Consider the following 19,292-nt stretch of genomic DNA (forward strand, 5'->3'; position numbering starts at 1 on the left):
GAGGGGGAATGTCTAATGAGTTCGCAACTCGAACGTAATTTCGTAGAAATGACAGCTAGGATGACGAAAAATGAAGCAATGGATGAAGCGAATCGCTGTTTGTATTGTTATGACGCACCTTGTATTACGGCGTGTCCAACAAGTATCCAAGTTCCGAATTTCATTAAGAAAATTGCTTCCAATAATATGAAAGGTTCCGCTATGACGATTATGGAAGCCAATCCGATAGGTGCGAGCTGTGCGCGCGTCTGCCCGACGGAAGTGTTGTGTGAAGGAGCATGTGTGTTAAATGCATCGACGAAACCTATTAAAATAGGGCAATTACAACGATATGCGACAGATTGGGCGATCGACTCGGGCGTTCAGCTATTCAAACAAGGTGAAGCAAATGGGCAAAAGGTGGCGATTGTTGGTTCGGGTCCAGCGGGTCTTTCAGCAGCGCGTGAACTGAGTCGCTTAGGCTATAGCGTTACGATTTTTGAAGCTGAAGCAAAAGCGGGTGGTTTGAACGCTTACGGCATTGTGTCGTTCAGATTACCGAATGATGTAGTGGAATGGGAAGTCGATCAAGTTGTAAAACTCGGAGTGGAGATTAAAACGAACACAAGAGTAGGTGTGGATATTTCTGCAGATGAAATTTTAGCGCAATATGACAGCGTTATTTTAGCGGTCGGTATGGGAGCAGTACCTAATCTTGGTATTATTGGGGAAGAATTAGATGGCGTTCATGATGCAATCAAGTTCGTAAAAGATACAAAAATGGGTGTGTTGACAGAAGAGTTAATTGGTAAGCGTGTTGCGGTTATTGGAGCTGGTAATACAGCGATTGATGGAGCAACATGTGCTGTCCGTCTAGGTGCATCGGAAGTTGATATTCTGTACAGAAGAACCGAAAAAGAAATGACTGCTTACCAATATGAATATGAATTTGCCAAGCAAGATGGCGTAGGATTCAAGTGGTTAACAGCACCAAAACAGATTATTGGTAATGAGTTTGGAAAAGTGATCGGACTAGAATGCGTCAAGATGAGACTTGGAGAGGCAGGTGCGGATGGAAGACAACGACCTGAAGTTATCGAAGGATCTGAGTTCGTACTGGAAGTAGATGCAGTTATTAAAGCAATTGGTCAAACGCGCTTTGTCTCGCTCGTTGAAGCATTTGGCTTACAGCATACAGACGGAGTTGTGGACATTGACGAAACGACAATGCAAACATCGAATGATAAAGTGTTTGCCTGTGGGGATGTTGTGTTCGGCAATGGACAGGGCGAAGCGATGGTAGTAACTGCTGCACAGCAAGGGAAAGATGCTGCATACATGATTCATGAACGTTTAAGAAAACCGAGCGAGATTGCATAGGAAGGGGGATGTAAAATGGCAGACTTACGAATTGATTTAGCGGGGATCAAATCACCGAATCCATTTTGGTTAGCGTCAGCACCACCGACTAATTCAGGCTATCAAGTGCAACGCGCCTTTGAAGCAGGATGGGGCGGGGCTGTTTGGAAGACGCTGGGCGAACCGATTTTGAATGTTTCTTCGCGCTTTGCCGCTGTTAGTTTTAACGGCCAGCGAGTAGCGGGCTTTAATAATATTGAGCTCATTACGGATCGACCATTAGAAGTTAATTTACAAGAAATTCTTGAAACGAAGAAACGGTTTCCTAATCATGCAATTATCGCTTCTTTAATGGTAGAGCCAAAGCAGGAAAAGTGGCACGAGATTGTGAAAAAAGTTGAAGCTGTCGGAGTGGATGGGCTAGAGCTGAATTTTGGTTGTCCGCACGGAATGGCGGAACGAGGAATGGGGTCTGCCTCCGGTCAAGTGCCTGAATTGGTGGAACGACAAACGCACTGGGTGAAAGAAGTTGCACGTACACCAGTCATCGTCAAGCTTACACCGAACATTACGGATATAACGATGACAGCGGAAGCGGCAGTACGTGGCGGGGCAGATGCGATCAGTATGATCAATACGATTAATAGTTTAGCAGGTGTCGATCTGGACTCTTGGAACACTGTGCCTCATGTTGGTGGAAAAGGGGCGCATGGTGGCTATTGTGGTCCGGCGGTCAAACCGATTGCGCTAAACATGGTCGCTGAATGTGCACGAAATCGTTTCGTAAATGTACCGATTTCAGGAATCGGTGGCATTTCAAATTGGCAAGACGCTGCGGAGTTCATGCTCATGGGTGCGACAGGTGTGCAAGTTTGTACAGCGGCAATGCATCACGGATTTAGCATTGTCGAAGACATGATTGATGGTCTTAATAATTATTTGGATGACAAAGGGATTGCTTCTGTCATGGATTTAGTCGGTCAATCAGTTCAACGTTACTCTAACTGGGGTGACTTGGATTTAAACTATAACATTGTTGCTGAGATTAATAACGATGTTTGTATTAACTGTAATAAGTGCCATATTGCGTGTGAAGATACGTCACATCAATGTATTGACATGTACACAGAGAGTGGTCGACCGATGCTGAAAGTGCGTGAAGTGGATTGCGTTGGCTGTAATTTATGCGCAATCGTGTGTCCAGTAGACGGTGCGATTTCAATGGTTGAAAGAAGGTCGACGATTCCACCAATGACATGGAACGAAAGACAATCACTTATTAGCAATTTTTCACGTTAACAAGGTAAATGTATGTGCATACACTGGAAATCTACAATAGGGGAGAGACATGTATGGCGAATGGTGGGAATTATTTAAAGTCACCAGATTTACTTCCAGTTACACATCAAAAAAGAAGCGTTGGAACATTTGGTTTTGCGGTAATTTGGATTGGTATGGCGATCGTCTTAGCCGCCTTTGCAATTGGCGGCGCAGCTATTATGAGTTTATCATTGCCGATGGTCATTTTAGCTACATTACTAGGCTCCATTTTAATCGGTATACTTATGACGTTGATAGGCGATATCGGTGTCGAGCACGGTCTATCCTTCCCGGTTTATATGCGTGCACCTTTTGGAACATTCGGCACGCATATACCATCGCTCGTGCGAGGAGTGACAGCAGCTTGTTGGTTTGGACTTAACACTTATTTTGGTGCAATGGCCATTAATGGGATTTTGAATTTATTATTCGGCTTTAATAATTGGTTTATTTGTTTCATCATTTTTGCAGCATTACAGTTATTTAATACATCTCTTGGCATTAAATCCATTGAGCGTTTTGCGGATTTTGCAGCGCCTGTTATTATTTTAATAGCGATTTGGATGTACATTGCACTTGCTGGAAATGCGACTTCTCAAGGGAAAGATGTTTGGACGTGGGTAGAGTCTCCGACGACAGGTATCGCAGCTTTTACAGCATTCATGGTCGTCATGATGGCGAATATGGGTTTCTGGGCAACGTTAGCTGCTGATATGCCGACACTATCCCGATTTTTTAAAGCGCCAAAAAACGAACGCAATTGGTTCAAGCGCAATAAAACACAGTTAGTCGGCTCGTTAATCGTCATGCCGATTACAAATACATTTATCGTAACAATCGGTGCAGTTGCATATATGGCGGTCGCTTCTGCTGATCCGATCAATGCATTGCAAGAAAGTGCCAGTGGAATTGTGCTAGGAATTTTATTGCTTATGATTGTGTTGGCGCAATGGTCAACAAACACATCTGCGAACGTAGTTCCTGCAGCAACGATTTTCTCGAACATCGGCGGGCCGAAAGTGCCGTTCTGGGCAGCTGTTATTATTGCGGGAATTATCGGGATACTAGCGCAACCGTGGAGTTTGTTCGGTGTCTTAGTGAGTGCGCTACTAATTATAGGAGGCATTTTAACGGCAATTGTTGGAATCCTCTTTGCGGATTATTACTTAATTCGTAAGCGTAGGGTGAATGTAAAAGATCTCTACGAGCTAGACGGTCAATATAAGTATATGAACGGCTTTAACTTAGCTGGGCTAATCGCTTGGATAATTGGTGGAGCTTTAGCAAATATGTTCCCGACATATTCTGCATTAGTCGGATTTTTCGCGGGAGCCATTGTTTATTATGGTTTGGCGAAATATTGGTGGTTTAAAAAGTACCCGCAAGCCGAGCTTGTGAATCCAAGTGATGCCGAGTATTTAGGTATAACTGTAGGTCATGATTGGGACGATATCGTTGAACAGGAGATTGAAGTAAAAAGGGGTATATTGGAAAGTGGGGTTTGACTATGTCTGAGTATCTATTGAGTCTGGACGAAATGAAACAAGTGGATGCCTATTTAGACAAAGGTTTTCAAGTCCATTCTGTGAATGAGAATCTAAGTGGGATGTTTGTCGAATTTAAACGGCTTGAAGAAGTAGTTAGTTTGCAGATTTTAACAGCCGAAGCTCGCAAATATTTTGCAGCAAAGCTTCTCGAACAATCGATGTTTTAGGAAGATACATCAATTTAATAGGAAGATAGGAAAACTCTATTCTGTTTCTTATTAGAATAGAGTTTTCGCTTTTTTGTTTGGTAATCACGTACTATAAAGAAACCGTCTATGCGTCGGACTAATTTGTTTTGTAATAATAATGTTATGGTATAACTCCCGACTTCAATTAGTTTGAATTTGTATAGTGTATAGTGGCAAAAAGTATTTCTGCACCCATTAAAGTGCCGATTTGGTTCAAATTAATTCGGTTTAATGCTTTCCATATATTCTTGAATGTCTTTTTCACTCATTTCACCCGTAATGATTTTCGCGATTTTCCCTTCAGGATCAATGAGTAAAGTGGTAGGCAGTGGTTTCACATTATAAGCTTGCATGACACTTTTCGTTTTATCAATTAACGTAGGAAAAACCATTCCGTATTGGTCAGCGAAGCTTCGAACTTTTAAATCGGACTCGGAAATGTTGACAGCTAAGATTTGAACTCCTTGATTTTTATAAACCTCATATTGTCTTCCCATTGCCGGCATCTCTTTTTTACATGGAGCACACCATGTCCCCCAAAAGTTTAAAAATACACCTTGCCCCTTATAATCAGAAAGTTGATGACTATTTCCATTTAAATCGGTTAACTTGAAATCTGGTGCATCATCACCTACTTTCAGGATGTTTTGTGTCTCTCTTGTCAATCCGCTATATATTGTAAAAACAATAGCACCTGCTAACGCGAGTAACACAATTGACCTGATAATTAATCGCTTCCTTTTTTTGTTGTTCAATTTTTATCCTTACCTCCCATTGCTTTATTGTTAAAATATTTAGGACATGCTTATGAAGCTCAACTATACTAAATGAATATCAAAAAATTATGCATTCACAAAGCTGTCATCATTGGATAACGGTAAGACACTGTTGTGCATAATTTTTTCACATCTTTTCTTTATACTAAAAACGTAAGGGAGGACAAAGTATTGTGAACAGAATTTCCACTAAGTTAACGTCCTATTTTTTTATTTCTGTATTAATTATGGAAACTACATTGATGCTATATCTTCACCAAAATATTATTCACTCTAGAATTGACGAAGAATTCTCGAGGTTGATAGCGACCGGATCTAATCATCGGGATGTTTTAACCGAATATTATTCTGATACAACAATGAAGCATATCGTTTTAATGGAGACGGACGGGGAACGAGAAGTACTTATAACTGATCCCCAAGGTGACATTATCGAAAGTTCTGTCGAGAATATTAATGAGCTAACAAAATACGTACCAAGAATAGAAAAGACTTTAAAGGATGAAATAGTTGTTTCTGATTGGAAGGATTCCCCTTATATCATCAGTATTCACCCATATAAAGTTAATGCACAACAAGCAGGCTATGTAATTATGTTTCAAAGCACAAAAGCAGTTGAACAATTGGTTGCAAAATTGAACATGCATTTTGGTATGGCTGGTATTACAAGTGTTGTTGTTATATTTCTCATCTACGCAATACTTTCAAAGTTCCTTACACGGCCTTTAATTCGGATGAAAGAAGCTACTGAAAAATTGAGTAAAGGAGATTTCGATGTAAGTCTTCCGTTCATTGGGAAGGATGAGCTTGGCGAATTATCCGGTTCCATTCAGAAGCTTGCAGATGATTTGGAAAGACTGAAAGCAGAACGAAATGAATTTTTAGCATCTATTGCTCATGAGTTGAGTACGCCACTAACATATCTAATTGGCTATTCAAAAGTTGCGATGCGACAAGGTCTTAATGAACAGGAACGTACACATTATCTTGAAATAATAATAGAAGAGTCCAATCGAATGAAAGAACTTGTGAAAAATTTATTAGACTTAGCCAAATTGGATGAAAATACGTACACGGTAACTAAAGAGAACTATTCTGCGCGTCCATTTTTAGAGAATATTTTCCAACTCGTAAAGCCTTCGTTCAATTTAAAAAATATTCGACTAGACTTTACCTATGATAGTGAATTACAAATCTACGCCGATTCATTACGCTTAGAACAAGTGATATTGAATCTATTAGATAATGCATTAAAATATTCAAATGAACATTCAACTGTCACTTTGGAAGCATTTAAGAAAGAAGAAACAACAGTTATTAAGATTACAGATGAAGGTATTGGCATATCAAAGGAGGATATTGAGTTGATCTTTGAAAAGCTATACCGAGTAGAGAAATCCCGATCACGCGCATATGGAGGGTCGGGAATTGGTCTCGCTGTCGTAAAGGAATTAATTGATGCGCACGGCGGAAGTATCGAAGTACTTAGTGACGTAGGAAAAGGAAGTACATTTATTGTGAAGATATAGCGAGGGTGGAGTTTTAATGCGTACGATTTTACTAGTCGATGACGAGGAAAGAATGCTCAATCTTATTGAATTGTTTTTAATTCCTCAAGAATTTAAATGTATAAAAGCGAAGAGTGGGATAAAGGCACTGGAAATCTTGACTAAGGAACAAGTAGATCTGGTTCTATTAGACATCATGATGCCCGGTATGGATGGGTGGGAAGTTTGTGAGAAACTACGAAAGTTCTCTGAAGTTCCAGTCATTATGTTGACAGCTAGATCCGATAAATTTGATTTGGTAAAGGGGTTAGAAATAGGAGCTGACGATTATTTAACCAAACCTTTTGACGAGCGTGAGCTAGTTGCAAGGATTAATGCAGTTTTGCGACGATTACCGAATGTGGAGAAAGAATTGAGTGTGATAGTGCAAGGTGATTTCACGCTGGATAGAGAAACCTATTCATTACAATTTAAAGAGGAGTTGGCGCAGCTTACGTTAAAGGAATTCTATATAATTGAGGCGTTGATGACCCGTCCTAAAAAGACTTTTACTAGAGAAGAATTGCTAGAAGCTGCATGGGATTATGACACCTACACGGATATGCGAACTATAGATTCTCACATACGAAACTTAAGAGATAAACTGAAAACAGCGCAATTTCCTACAGAAGAATTCATTAAGACAGTTTGGGGAATTGGATATAAATGGAACTGAATGGAGGTTTATAATGATGAAGAAATTTAAGATAGTAGCTGGACTCATTTCAATTGTTGCATTGATGGTAGCTTGCAGTAAAGAAAGCACATCGTATTCTTTTGAAGCTGTAAAGAACAACAAATTTGAACATATACATGGTTTAGGCTACATAAATGGTGGGCCAAAGATTGCTTTGTCAACTCATGATGGTTTATACGAATATGGGAATGATCAATGGAAAGAAGCAAATAGTGAAAAGCATGATTACATGGGATTTCAAGCGGTCCGTAAAGGTTTTTATTCAAGCGGACATCCTGAAGAAGGATCGGATTTAAAAAATCCACTTGGACTAATAATGAGTACTGACCGTGGAGGAAGTTTTGAAAAATTAGCATTCTACGGTGAAATTGATTTTCACTACTTGGCAGCGGGGTATGAGTCGAACGTAATTTATGTATTAAATGAGACACCGACTAACGAGTTATCGGGAGGTCTACATTATACATTAGATGAAGGAATTAGTTGGAATACTGTACCGATGAATGGCTTTAATTCTGATTTTGTATCTAATTTATCTGCTCACCCATCTAAAAAAGAGATGCTTGCTATAGGTAGTAAAGATGGAATATTCCTTTCGAATGATTCGGGTGAAAACTTTGAACTCTTGAATGATTCGAAAGCAGTTCTATATGTATTCATGACTGAAAACGGAGGAATGTATTCAAGTTATGCCAATGAAAATGTTGAACTAAAATCTTTTAATTTTGATGACGGCCAAGAAAAGGAAATACGACTACCACATAAGCAAATGAGTCCTATTAGTTTTATAGCAGTCAATCCTGATAATGAAAAAGAGATTGTTATTGCAACGCATACCAATGATATTTATTTGACGAAAGATGAAGGCGCAAATTGGAGTATGTTAGCTGAAAAAGGAACGTTAAAAAAATAGTGAAACGGAAGGTGCATTGTACATGTATGGGTGGATGTCTAAGGTCAGCCAATTAATAACTGAACCAGTGACCATTCTAATCAATTCGTTTCAACAATATCCGCTTATTGTTGCAATGCTCTTAGGTTTAATCGGTGCAGTAGCCCCATGCCAGCTTACAGGGAATATAAGTGCAATTACGCTGTATGGAAATCGAGCAATTCAAATGAAAAATAATATGAGCGAAATCTTTGCCTTCATTTTCGGCAAAGTGTTTGTATTTAGTTTAATTGGGTTCCTTGTTTGGATAGTAGGTGATTCATTCGAGTTAGCTATGACAAGTTTTTTCCCGATTTTCCGACAAATGATTGGCCCCCTTATTATTATAACCGGACTTGTAATGCTAGGTATTGCTAAGTTGCACTTTCTAACAAAGCTCACCGATTACATTCCTTTGAAACTTAGGAATGGAAAATCAGGTTCTTTCATGTTGGGGGCTAGTTTTTCTATAGCCTTCTGCCCAACGATGTTTGTCCTGTTTTTTTTATGGCTGATGCCACTGGTAGTTTCCACTTCATATGGTTTTGTTTTGCCGGCAGTTTTCGGGATTGTGACCTCGTTGCCGCTCATTACTCTGTTTGCTTTCATTTGGCTATTTGATGCTAAAAGGATCATTATGAAAACAAGTATGAAAGTCGGTAGGATCGTGCAACGTGTGGCTGGCGTAGTACTTATCATTATAGGTATTGCAGATACAATAGCTTTTTGGGGTATATAGTGTTTTGGAGGATTAGAAGTTCATTAATTAACTAAATGTGAAGAGAGGTAATACTAGTTGTTTGCTGATTTGAACTTATTTCTAGCTTTTGGTGCTGGACTATTAAATTTCGTTTCTCCTTGTGCTCTTCCTTTATATCCAGCCTTTATATCTTATATAACTGGTATGTCGATCGATGAACTTAAATCACATAACAAACGATTAAGAAAAAGTGGTATTATACACACTATTCTATTCTTAGTTGGTTTTTCAATCATTTTCATTTTTCTTGGATACAGCTCCTCATTCCTCGGGAAATACTTTTTTCACTATCAAGACGTATTGCGCCAGGTGGGTTCAATTTTCATTGTAGTCTTCGGTTTGATGATACTTGGTGTTTTCACCCCGAAAGTTTTGATGCAAGAAAAGCGATTACAATTTAAAAATCGACCTACTGGTTATTTAGGGACATTTCTTATCGGACTCGCATTTGCTGCTGGGTGGACGCCATGTACAGGACCAATTACTGGTGCAGTGTTCATGATGGCTTCACAAAATCCAGGACTAGGTGTTTGGTATATGGGGGCGTATGTACTTGGCTTCGCAATTCCGTTTTTCATTTTATCGCTCTTTATTACGCGACTTTCTTGGATTAAAAAACACAATCGCGTAATTACAAAAGTTGGCGGAATTATTATGATAGCTATAGGAGTGTTGTTATTCTTCGATGGCATGACCTATATTATCATTTGGTTAAGTCCGTTTTTTGGAGATTTCATGGGCTTTTGATTTGATTAGTTGAAATTTGGATTTAGAAGTATTGCCCACATCGCTGTGGGCTTTTTTAATTTCTTCATGCTAAAAAATATCCAGTCATGCATAATTATTTCATATGTTTTTGTTACACTACAGTAGAAATTTAAGAATAGGAAGGAGAAATAATGAATGCAAATAAAATTGAAGTTTGTTGGGATAGCAATTGTTTTAGTAGTAATTAGTGGCTGCAGTAATAGTTCACAATCACATGAAATGATGGACCATGGTTTAAAAGATCCCAACATGTCGGGCATGATGGAAGGTCACATGAGTCACGATGAGGCTTTAAAATTAACTCATTCAACAGGTGAAAATGAATTGAAAATCCCTCTTGAATTACCTCGGGATACTGAGGAAGGGGTTACTTATACGGTAAAAGCTCAAAAAGGGAAAACCGAGATTTTTAATGGCATCGAGACTAATACTCTAGGCTATAATGGTGCTTTTTTAGGGCCGATGCTCCGTTTAGAAAAGGGGGATAAAGTTAAAATTAGAACGATAAACGAGTTGGATGAAGAAACTACATTTCATTGGCATGGACTTGAAATAGCGGGAGATGCAGATGGGGGTCCTCACTCTACTGTGAAACCTGGAGAAGAGAAAATTATCGAATTTAAAGTGACTCAAGAAGCGTCTACTTTATGGTTTCATCCACACCCTGAAGGGAAAACGTCTGAACAAGTTTATAATGGTCTTGCAGGATTACTTTATATAGAAGATGCAAATTCAAGAAATCACACATTGCCAAATATATATGGGGAAAATGATATTCCTGTGATATTTCAAGATCGAAATTTTACTAGCGAAAAGCAATTAGATTACAAAGCTACGATGAATGAAGACGGCACGATCGGTGATACATTATTGATAAATGGTACTGTAAATCCTAAGTTAACAGTGAATAAAGAAAAAGTGCGTCTTCGTTTACTTAACGGTTCTAACGCAAGAAACTTTACATTTAAATTGAATAGTGGGGATTCGTTTGTCCAAGTTGCTACAGATGGTGGTCTCTTAAATAAACCCGTTCCCTTAAAGGAGCTAACATTGACACCTTCCGAAAGAGCTGAAATTATTATTGATTTTGCGCATCTAAGTACAATAGATGACGTAGCGCTAATCGACGAAGAGGATTCAGTTCTTTTACCATTTGAAATTTCAAATGACCGTGGAGTAGAGAGTGGGATTCCAACACAAATGAATGATTTTTCATTAACAGAAGAAGAAATGTCATTACCAGTTTCAAAGAAAGTCGAGCTTTTTGGAATGATGGACATGGTTACGATAAACGGAAAGAAATTTGATCCTAATCGAATCGATTTTACTCAGCAGCAAGGAGTTACGGAAATTTGGGAAATCTATAACAAGCCCGACATGATGGGGGGAATGATTCATCCATTCCATATCCACGGAACACAATTTAAGATTATTTCTAGGGATGGTAATGCACCGCCCGAGAATGAACGAGGTTGGAAAGATAGCATTTCCGTTAAACCAGACGAGAAAGTCAAAATAGCAGTACAATTTAAAAATAAAGGTGTGTATATGTTCCATTGTCACATTCTTGAGCATGAAGATAACGGCATGATGGGGCAGATAAAAGTGGAATAACAGAGTAGTTACTAGCATCCTCGTTTTTGTGTTATTGCTGTTTTTAGTGTGAACAATATATCTTCAAAAAAATATATAAAACGACCATCGACCCATTTGGAATCACACATGTTAAATAATCTCCCGACATACCCTTATAAGGTATAGATGTTTGCGAATTTTCATCTATTGAAATAGAAGGGAGTATAGTCATTGGGTATTTATCAAATGTTTATCTTGGGAATCATTGGTTTACTGATTTGCATAGTCATCCTATTGAACACGACGTATGGAAAAGCTTTAAAAAAGATGCAAGGCATGACTATTACCATGTTTTTTGCAATGAATATAGGAATAACTGCTGGAATACTATTTGGAGCCACTTTTAAAGGAGATTTATTTCTATCTACAATCTATTCAATACTCGTCGGTGTGATTGCCGGGGCACTATGCGGGATGTGGTTTGGAATGATATCAGTATTAGAAGGGGTAATGGCTGGAATGATGGCCGGAATGATGGGCGCTATGTTGGGGGAGATGACTCGTGTTGAGGATTCCGTCATTCTGATACAACTTTTTTTATTCTTCTCAATTTGCACGATCTATTTTATATTGATCTTTAAAACGTCCAAAAGCTCAATAGCCTCCGGAGGGCTCTGGTTTATTAAACCGGTAGGGATACTGATTTTAACTAGTATTCTTTTACTTGGCGGACATTCGGCAGCCGACACATTTAAAGCTATACCGACAAACAAAATACAAAAAGAACATCATAATGAACAAGGGAACAAATAAATGTTGTTTTTATTGTAAACGAGAAGGTAAACGAAACTTCCATTACATTATTACTAAACAACTGCATAAATCATTTCCTATTGGAAAAACCTATATGGTATAGTGAAACGAATGAAAGAGGTGAGTCGTGTGCGGCATAGGTACGGGAGACTGTTAAAGAAAGATAATGTCGTTGTGTTCCCAGGTGCTTTAGATGGATTGATCGAAAGCGGATTAGATGCGATCGAGGATGTTGATTATGAAAAAGCGGTTGAGGCATTCGGTCAGGCTTATCATTTCGACTCCGAAAATATGCGAATACTGGCACCGTACGCAGTCGCATTATATGAAACAAAAGATTTCGATAAAGCGAAAGAAGTCGCTACAAAATTACTTCATAGCGGAGCCACAGATTATCTGGATGCAATGGAGTTATACTTGGCGATCAGTATTCAATTGCAACATTACGAAGAGGTCGAAATGACAATCGAAGCTTTGCTTGATGAAGAAGTGGTCACTCCTGAAATGACGAAGAAGTTTCATTATTTACGTGATTTGAATGCAAGACTTTCCAATATGTATATTGATTCGGTTGTAGAGGAAGTTACTAGTCACTCCGTTATCTCTATAGAAGAATTTAAAACGTGGACTACTGAGAAACAACATGCGTTACTTGCTACATATGAACAAGGTTCTTTAGAAAAAGAGATACTAGATTTTCTTGTTGCGATTGCAGGAGACGAGGAAGTCTCTTCTATTGTAATTACATATGCACTTGTCATACTTTGTGGTGCAGGATATAGAGAAGAAGTTACCGTTAGAAAGTTCGGAGTTGAGAAGGATTTCATCCCTTCTGAGCTTGAATTGCCAGGTAACGGATCTGTAACGGCTGCCGTAATAGAACGGGTAACCGACCTATACGAGAAAGATCCAAGCAGATTGCAGATGGCGATTGACGCGATACAACGGTATGATGTCATAGCATACCCGTTTAAATGGGAAGGCTACTCCGTCGAAGAGATTTCGGATGCTTATATGCATCATATAGAAAGCATGTTTTCAGGAGAACCGATGATGGAAAATGCTTTAAATTCGATCATTCGTTCCGTTGACGAGCACACAGATTATTGAGAAGTAGGAAATCTGTTGAAAGATCGTAAGACTGTGATATACTATAATGGTTGTAAATGACGTATTTTACATGAGAAAATATACTTGTCATAAATGATTCGGAGGGTTTTTATAATGTCAGTTAATTGGGAAAAACAAGAAGGTAATAAAGGGACACTTACAATCGAAGTGCCAGCAGAGAAAGTGAACGCTGCAATTGATGAAGCATTCAAAAAAGTAGTAAAGAAAGTTCAGGCACCAGGATTCCGTAAAGGAAAGATGCCACGCAAGATGTTCGAAAAAATGTATGGAGTAGAAGCTCTTTACAATGATGCACTTGATATCATCCTACCTGAAGCTTATAGCAACGCGCTTGATGAGTCTGGTGTTGAACCGATTGCTCAACCAGATATCGAAATCGACGAAATGGAACAAGGTAAGGCGTTAGTATTCAAAGCGCATCTTACGTTGAAGCCAGAAGTGAAACTAGGCGAATACAAAGGTCTTGAAGTGACACGTCAGGAAACTGAAGTGACAGATGAGGAGATCGATGAGCAGTTGAAAGAGCGTCAAGCTTCATTGGCTGAAATGGTCATTAAAGAAGACGGCGCTGTTGAAAACGGCGACACTGTTAACCTCGACTTTGAAGGATTCACTGATGGTGAAGCATTTGAAGGCGGAAAAGCTGAAGGATACGACCTTGAAGTGGGTTCAGGTTCATTCATCCCTGGATTCGAAGAACAAGTTATAGGTCTTAAAACTGGCGAAGAGAAAGACGTAGAACTTACTTTCCCAGAAGAATACCATGCAGCTGAACTTGCTGGTAAGCCAGCAGTATTCAAAGTGAAAATTAACGAAATCAAGTCAAAAGAAATTCCTGAACTAGATGATGAATTAGCTAAAGAAATCGACGAAGAAGTCGAAAGCCTTGAAGCACTTCGTACAAAGTTGAAGGAAAAAACGCTTGAAGAGAAGAAATCAGCTTCTGAAACAGCACTTCGCGACGACTTAGTAGAAGCTGCTGCAAGAAACGCTGAAGTAGACATCCCAGAAGTGATGATCGATGCTGAAGTCGACCGTATGATGGAAGAGTTTGGCCAACGTCTTCAAATGCAAGGCATGAACTTGGATCTATACTTCCAATTCTCAGGTCAAGACGAAAAAACGTTACGTGACCAAATGAAAGACGACGCTACTAACCGTGTGCGTGTTTCCTTGACACTTGAAGCAATCGGCGCTGCTGAAGATATTAAAGTTGAAGAAGCGGATATTAACACCGAACTTGAAAAAATGTCCGAGCAATTCGGCATGGAAATCGAGCAGATTAAACAGACATTGGGCGGAACGAAAGTTCTTGAAAATGACTTGCGCTTCAACAAGACGGTAGAATTCCTTGTTGAGAACGCAAAAATTGCTGAATAAGTAATAGTATGTATAATACAAGGTACGGCTTATCCGTACCTTGTTTTTAATAGGGGAAAATAAGCCTTTCAAAAAAGATGCTAAGTTCTAATTAGTTGATTATAACGGAGTAATCTTGTAATATTGGGACTTGATAGGGGTGAGCTTGATGTTTAAATTCAATGATGAAAAAGATAATTTAAGTTGTTCTTTCTGTGGGAAAACACAAGATCAGGTGAGAAAGCTTGTCGCTGGTCAAGGTGTTTATATTTGTGATGAATGTGTTGAATTATGTGCGGAAATCGTTGAGGAGGAAGTTGGGCTTGAAGAGAACTTCGAACTGAAGGACGTTCCGAAACCACGCGAAATCCAAGGCATCCTCGATGAATATATTATTGGTCAAGACAGAGCTAAAAAGTCATTAGCAGTAGCTGTTTACAACCACTACAAGCGTATCAATACAAACAGTAAAGTCGATGATGTTGAAATTGCGAAGTCGAATATTGTTCTTATCGGTCCTACTGGTAGCGGTAAAACACTTTTGGCTCAAACGTTGGCGCGTATTCTAGACGTTCCTTTCGCAATTGCTGATGCAACTTCATTGACAGAAGCAGGTTATGTCGGAGAAGACGTCGAGAACATTCTTTTGAAACTTATCCAGGCGGCTGATTTTGATATTGAGCGCGCTGAAAAAGGCATTATTTATATTGATGAAATTGATAAAGTAGCACGTAAATCTGAAAATGCATCAATCACTCGTGATGTATCCGGTGAAGGTGTACAACAAGCATTGCTTAAGATTCTTGAAGGTACAGTCGCAAGCGTTCCACCTCAAGGCGGACGTAAACATCCTCACCAGGAATTCCTTCAAATCGACACAACGAACATTTTGTTCATCGTTGGTGGTGCATTCGATGGCATGGAAGAGATCATTAAACGCCGTACAGGTCAGAAAGTGATTGGTTTCGGTACTGAAATCGAGAAAGCTGAAGAAGAAACATCTTTACTTTCAAAACTCATTCCTGAAGATTTACAGCGTTTCGGTTTAATCCCTGAATTCATCGGACGTCTTCCAGTAATTGCGACTTTGGAGCAACTTAGTGAAGATACGTTGTTACAGATTTTAACAGTTCCGAAAAACGCAATCGTCAAGCAGTACCAAAAGATGGTCGAGCTAGATGGTGTGGCACTTCGTTTTGAAGAAGAAGCACTTATTGAAATTGCTAAAGAAGCGATCGTCCGTAAAACTGGGGCACGTGGATTGCGATCCATCATTGAAAACATTATGTTGGATATTATGTACGAACTTCCTTCACTCGATGAAGTTACTGAGTGCGTCATTACAAAAGATTCCGTGCTGAAAAAATCCAGTCCGATTCTTTATAAGGAAGACGGCACTGAATTCAATCTCGATCCAGAGAAGACGGCTTGAGAATTGGAGGAATGAAGCTGACTCCGGTGATGCGATTTAATCGCTCGTCGGTTGTCGGCTTTTTCCACCTTATAAGATTTACTATTTAGCACATACATAACATACGAACTTTTGGAGGTGACTTCAGCATGTCAAAACATAAGAAATTGAACGTACCCTTATTGCCATTGCGCGGTATTCTTGTTTATCCTAAAATGGCCTTACATATAGATGTTGGACGAGAACGATCGATCTTCGCAATTGAGCATGCAATAGCAAATGGCAATCTCATCATGCTAGCTTCACAAAAGGATACTAGCGTGGAACATCCTGAAGCGGAAGATTTATACGAAATTGGTTTGTTGGCACATGTTAAATCACTAACAAAGTTAAACAATGGTACATATCGTTTGGCTATCGAAGGAATTAGCAGAGGATTGTGGTCCAATTATGAAGAAGCTGACCTCTATCCTGTTGTAGATGTTAAAGCATTTGTTGAAGATGATGAAGCAGATATGGATAGCATCGCTTTAATGCGGACACTGCTTTCCTATTTCGAAAAATACATGGGTTATTCAGCGAAAGTATCACAGGAAACATTCGATTCCATTTCGACTATCGAGGAACCTGGCAGGTTGGCGGATACAATTGCATCGCATTTGCCATTAAAACTAGCAGCGAAACAAGAAATCCTTGAAATGATAAATATTAAAGAGCGTCTGGAATTTCTTATTAATAAACTACATGATGAGCAAGCAATTCTCGAACTTGAACGCAAAATCAATTTGCGTGTGAAAGAAGCGATGGAACGGACGCAAAAAGAATTTTATTTACGCGAGCAAATGAAGGCGATTCAAAAGGAGCTAGGAGACAAAGACGGTAAGAACATAGAAGTCGTCGAGTTGACTGAAAAAATCGAGGAATCCGGTATGCCGCCAAATGTAAAAGAAGCGGCATATAGGGAGCTTGATCGTTATGAGAAAGCACACTCTGCATCTGCGGAAAGCGGAGTAATCCGGAACTATATTGACTGGCTAGTATCCCTTCCGTGGTCGGATGCATCAAAGGATCAGCTCGATATCACCCGATCTGAGGAAATCCTTAATCGTGATCACGAGGGTTTGGAAACTGTTAAAGAGCGTATTCTTGAATACTTAGCTGTACGTCAAATGACGAATTCACTTCGCGGTCCAATTCTTTGTTTGGATGGACCACCTGGCGTAGGAAAAACGTCGCTGGCGAGGTCTATTGCAGAATCATTAGGCCGTAAATTCGTCAGAATCTCACTTGGCGGCGTGCGTGATGAATCTGAAATACGTGGTCATCGTAGGACATACGTCGGCGCGATGCCTGGTCGGATTATTCAAGCGATGAAGAAAGCGGGGAAGATAAACCCTGTATTCTTATTGGATGAAATCGATAAGATGTCCAATGATTTCAGAGGCGACCCATCATCAGCGATGCTTGAAGTACTCGATCCTGAACAAAACCACTCGTTCAGCGATCATTACATCGAAGAGCCTTATGACTTATCGGATGTTTTGTTCATTGCAACATCCAATGATCTCGGCGCGATCCCTGGACCCTTGCGAGATCGGATGGAAATCATTTCAATTCCCGGTTATACGGAAATGGAAAAGCGTGCAATCGCTAAAAACCATCTTATCCCGAAACAATTGAAAGAACACGGATTAACAAAATCCCAAGTTCGTTTCAACGACGAAGCGATTATGAATATAGTGAGATACTATACACGTGAAGCGGGTGTACGTGGATTAGAGCGTGAAATTGCGAGGATTTGTAGAAGAGCTGCCAAGCAAATCGTAACAGGCGAAAAAAAGAGCATTACAGTGAGTGCGAAAACGTTAGAAGTCTTGTTAGGCAAACGTAAACATAGTTATGGGCAAGCTGAAGAAAAGAATCAGATTGGCGTGGCAACAGGACTCGCCTATACAACTGTCGGTGGGGATACGTTACAAATCGAAGTATCACTCTCTCCAGGCAAGGGCAAACTCATTTTGACCGGTAAACTGGGAGATGTCATGAAAGAGTCTGCCCAAACAGCTTTATCGTATGTGCGTTCTAAAGCGGTACAGTTCAATATCGATCCTCACTTTTATGAATCGAACGACATCCATATACACGTCCCTGAAGGTGCTGTACCGAAAGATGGACCTTCCGCTGGAGTGACGATCGCAACTGCGCTCGTCTCTTCATTGACACAACGCCCTATTAAGCGCGAAATCGGCATGACGGGGGAAATTACGCTACGCGGTAGAGTACTTCCGATTGGCGGCGTGAAAGAAAAGTCCCTAAGTGCACATCGCGCTGGACTGACAACAATCATCTTACCAAAAGCGAACGAAAGAGATATAGAAGATATACCTGAAAGTGTACGTAGTGAGCTGACATTCAAGCTTGTTTCGGATGCTGAAGAAGTATTAGCAATCGCATTAGAGGAGGCTCCCGAATGAAAGTAAACAATGTAGAAATGATCATGAGCGCAGTAAGACCTGAACAATACCCAGATAACGGATTTCCGGAATTTGCACTAGCAGGACGTTCAAATGTAGGGAAATCGTCATTCATCAATAAAATGATCGGCCGTAAAAGCCTAGCAAGAACATCTTCAAAGCCAGGTAAAACCCAAACATTGAACTTCTATAAAATCGAAGAACAACTGTTTTTCGTAGACGTACCTGGTTACGGCTACGCTAAAGTCTCCAAATCAGAACGAGGAAAATGGGGCGGGATGATCGAGATGTATTTAACAGATCGCGAACAATTGCGAGCGGTTATCCAAATCGTCGACCTCCGTCACCCACCAAGCGTAGACGACTGTATTATGTACGACTTCCTTGGAGATTATGACATTCCGACAATCATCATCGCTACAAAAGCCGATAAAATCCCTAAAGGCAAATGGGAAAAACATAAAAAAATCGTCAAAGACACATTGCACCTAAGAGCAGGAGACCCAATCATCCTCTTCTCTTCAGAAAAAGGAATGGGAATGGAAGAAGCCTGGAGAGAAATCGAAAGCAGAATGTGATAAAATGTTCCTACACGAATCCGGATGAAGCAAACGCTCTTCCGGATTTTGTTTGGATAATATACTTTATAATAATTCC

17 protein-coding genes are annotated in these 19,292 nt (G+C 39.8%); 16 read left to right on the forward strand and 1 reads right to left on the reverse strand.

Going from position 1 to position 19,292, the window contains the following annotated elements; genetic code table 11:
- Positions 1-15: 15 nt before the first annotated feature.
- Genes H9649_RS00240 through H9649_RS00255 form a run of 4 tightly spaced genes read left to right on the forward strand, consistent with a single transcriptional unit; the run spans position 16 to position 4,372 of the window.
- The gene (locus H9649_RS00240) at positions 16-1,359 is read left to right on the forward strand and encodes an NAD(P)-dependent oxidoreductase (protein ID WP_191692639.1); all 1,344 of its coding nucleotides are present in this window, start codon (positions 16-18) and stop codon (positions 1,357-1,359) included.
- Positions 1,360-1,374: 15 nt separating this feature from the next.
- Positions 1,375-2,637 carry an NAD-dependent dihydropyrimidine dehydrogenase subunit PreA gene (gene preA / locus H9649_RS00245; RefSeq protein ID WP_191692640.1) on the forward strand — a complete coding sequence of 421 codons (1,263 nt, stop codon included), beginning with the start codon at positions 1,375-1,377 and terminating at the stop codon, positions 2,635-2,637.
- Between the two features lie 53 nt (positions 2,638-2,690).
- Positions 2,691-4,163 (forward strand): NCS1 family transporter, encoded by a 1,473-nt coding sequence (locus H9649_RS00250; protein ID WP_191692641.1) that lies wholly within the window; start codon positions 2,691-2,693, stop codon positions 4,161-4,163.
- Between the two features lie 2 nt (positions 4,164-4,165).
- A complete protein-coding gene (locus H9649_RS00255) occupies positions 4,166-4,372 on the forward strand; it encodes a hypothetical protein (RefSeq protein ID WP_191692642.1) in 207 nt (68 codons plus the stop codon).
- Positions 4,373-4,611: 239 nt separating this feature from the next.
- On the opposite strand, the gene resA is transcribed toward H9649_RS00255, so the two are convergent.
- Entirely contained in the window at positions 4,612-5,148 is a 537-nt protein-coding gene (gene resA / locus H9649_RS00260) for a thiol-disulfide oxidoreductase ResA (protein ID WP_191692643.1), read from the reverse strand.
- Positions 5,149-5,342: 194 nt separating this feature from the next.
- On the opposite strand from resA, the gene H9649_RS00265 reads away from it, so the two are divergent.
- The 12 genes from H9649_RS00265 (at position 5,343) to yihA (ending at position 19,213) form a co-directional block, all read left to right on the forward strand.
- Positions 5,343-6,698, forward strand: a complete 1,356-nt coding sequence (locus H9649_RS00265) for a HAMP domain-containing sensor histidine kinase (protein ID WP_191692644.1) — start codon at positions 5,343-5,345, stop codon at positions 6,696-6,698.
- A gap of 16 nt (positions 6,699-6,714) precedes the next feature.
- Positions 6,715-7,392, forward strand: a complete 678-nt coding sequence (locus tag H9649_RS00270) for a response regulator transcription factor (protein WP_191692645.1) — start codon at positions 6,715-6,717, stop codon at positions 7,390-7,392.
- Positions 7,393-7,405: 13 nt separating this feature from the next.
- Positions 7,406-8,326 (forward strand): F510_1955 family glycosylhydrolase, encoded by a 921-nt coding sequence (locus H9649_RS00275; RefSeq protein ID WP_225229589.1) that lies wholly within the window; start codon positions 7,406-7,408, stop codon positions 8,324-8,326.
- 22 nt (positions 8,327-8,348) lie between these two features.
- The gene (locus H9649_RS00280) at positions 8,349-9,083 is read left to right on the forward strand and encodes an urease accessory protein UreH domain-containing protein (RefSeq protein WP_191692646.1); all 735 of its coding nucleotides are present in this window, start codon (positions 8,349-8,351) and stop codon (positions 9,081-9,083) included.
- A gap of 57 nt (positions 9,084-9,140) precedes the next feature.
- On the forward strand, positions 9,141-9,851 hold the full coding sequence (locus H9649_RS00285) for a cytochrome c biogenesis CcdA family protein (protein WP_191692647.1): 711 nt from the start codon (positions 9,141-9,143) through the stop codon (positions 9,849-9,851).
- A gap of 156 nt (positions 9,852-10,007) precedes the next feature.
- Positions 10,008-11,486, forward strand: coding sequence for a multicopper oxidase family protein (locus H9649_RS00290; RefSeq protein WP_191692648.1), 1,479 nt, complete (start codon positions 10,008-10,010; stop codon positions 11,484-11,486).
- A gap of 192 nt (positions 11,487-11,678) precedes the next feature.
- A complete protein-coding gene (locus H9649_RS00295; RefSeq protein WP_191692649.1) occupies positions 11,679-12,260 on the forward strand; it encodes a hypothetical protein in 582 nt (193 codons plus the stop codon).
- A 129-nt stretch (positions 12,261-12,389) separates the two neighbouring features.
- A complete protein-coding gene (locus H9649_RS00300; RefSeq protein ID WP_191692650.1) occupies positions 12,390-13,370 on the forward strand; it encodes a tetratricopeptide repeat protein in 981 nt (326 codons plus the stop codon).
- Between the two features lie 114 nt (positions 13,371-13,484).
- A complete protein-coding gene (gene tig, locus H9649_RS00305) occupies positions 13,485-14,771 on the forward strand; it encodes a trigger factor (protein ID WP_191692651.1) in 1,287 nt (428 codons plus the stop codon).
- Between the two features lie 148 nt (positions 14,772-14,919).
- Positions 14,920-16,182, forward strand: coding sequence for an ATP-dependent protease ATP-binding subunit ClpX (clpX, locus tag H9649_RS00310; RefSeq protein ID WP_191692652.1), 1,263 nt, complete (start codon positions 14,920-14,922; stop codon positions 16,180-16,182).
- A 128-nt stretch (positions 16,183-16,310) separates the two neighbouring features.
- Positions 16,311-18,635, forward strand: coding sequence for an endopeptidase La (lon, locus tag H9649_RS00315; RefSeq protein WP_191692653.1), 2,325 nt, complete (start codon positions 16,311-16,313; stop codon positions 18,633-18,635).
- Positions 18,632-19,213: a ribosome biogenesis GTP-binding protein YihA/YsxC gene (gene yihA, locus H9649_RS00320; RefSeq protein ID WP_191692654.1), complete on the forward strand. Its 582-nt coding sequence runs from the start codon at positions 18,632-18,634 to the stop codon at positions 19,211-19,213. Before lon ends, yihA begins: the two co-directional genes overlap by 4 nt.
- Positions 19,214-19,292: the final 79 nt, after the last annotated feature.

Origin of the sequence: Sporosarcina quadrami (genome assembly GCF_014836615.1) — a bacterium.
In the GTDB taxonomy this organism is placed as follows: domain Bacteria; phylum Bacillota; class Bacilli; order Bacillales_A; family Planococcaceae; genus Sporosarcina; species Sporosarcina quadrami.

Coding starts and splice junctions, on each gene's coding strand:
- H9649_RS00240 (WP_191692639.1), top strand. CDS start 16: ATGAGTTCGCAACTCGAACGTAATTTCGTAGAAATGACAGCTAGGATG.
- preA (WP_191692640.1), top strand. CDS start 1,375: ATGGCAGACTTACGAATTGATTTAGCGGGGATCAAATCACCGAATCCA.
- H9649_RS00250 (WP_191692641.1), top strand. CDS start 2,691: ATGGCGAATGGTGGGAATTATTTAAAGTCACCAGATTTACTTCCAGTT.
- H9649_RS00255 (WP_191692642.1), top strand. CDS start 4,166: ATGTCTGAGTATCTATTGAGTCTGGACGAAATGAAACAAGTGGATGCC.
- H9649_RS00270 (WP_191692645.1), top strand. CDS start 6,715: ATGCGTACGATTTTACTAGTCGATGACGAGGAAAGAATGCTCAATCTT.
- H9649_RS00275 (WP_225229589.1), top strand. CDS start 7,406: ATGATGAAGAAATTTAAGATAGTAGCTGGACTCATTTCAATTGTTGCA.
- H9649_RS00280 (WP_191692646.1), top strand. CDS start 8,349: ATGTATGGGTGGATGTCTAAGGTCAGCCAATTAATAACTGAACCAGTG.
- H9649_RS00290 (WP_191692648.1), top strand. CDS start 10,008: ATGCAAATAAAATTGAAGTTTGTTGGGATAGCAATTGTTTTAGTAGTA.
- tig (WP_191692651.1), top strand. CDS start 13,485: ATGTCAGTTAATTGGGAAAAACAAGAAGGTAATAAAGGGACACTTACA.
- clpX (WP_191692652.1), top strand. CDS start 14,920: ATGTTTAAATTCAATGATGAAAAAGATAATTTAAGTTGTTCTTTCTGT.
- lon (WP_191692653.1), top strand. CDS start 16,311: ATGTCAAAACATAAGAAATTGAACGTACCCTTATTGCCATTGCGCGGT.
- yihA (WP_191692654.1), top strand. CDS start 18,632: ATGAAAGTAAACAATGTAGAAATGATCATGAGCGCAGTAAGACCTGAA.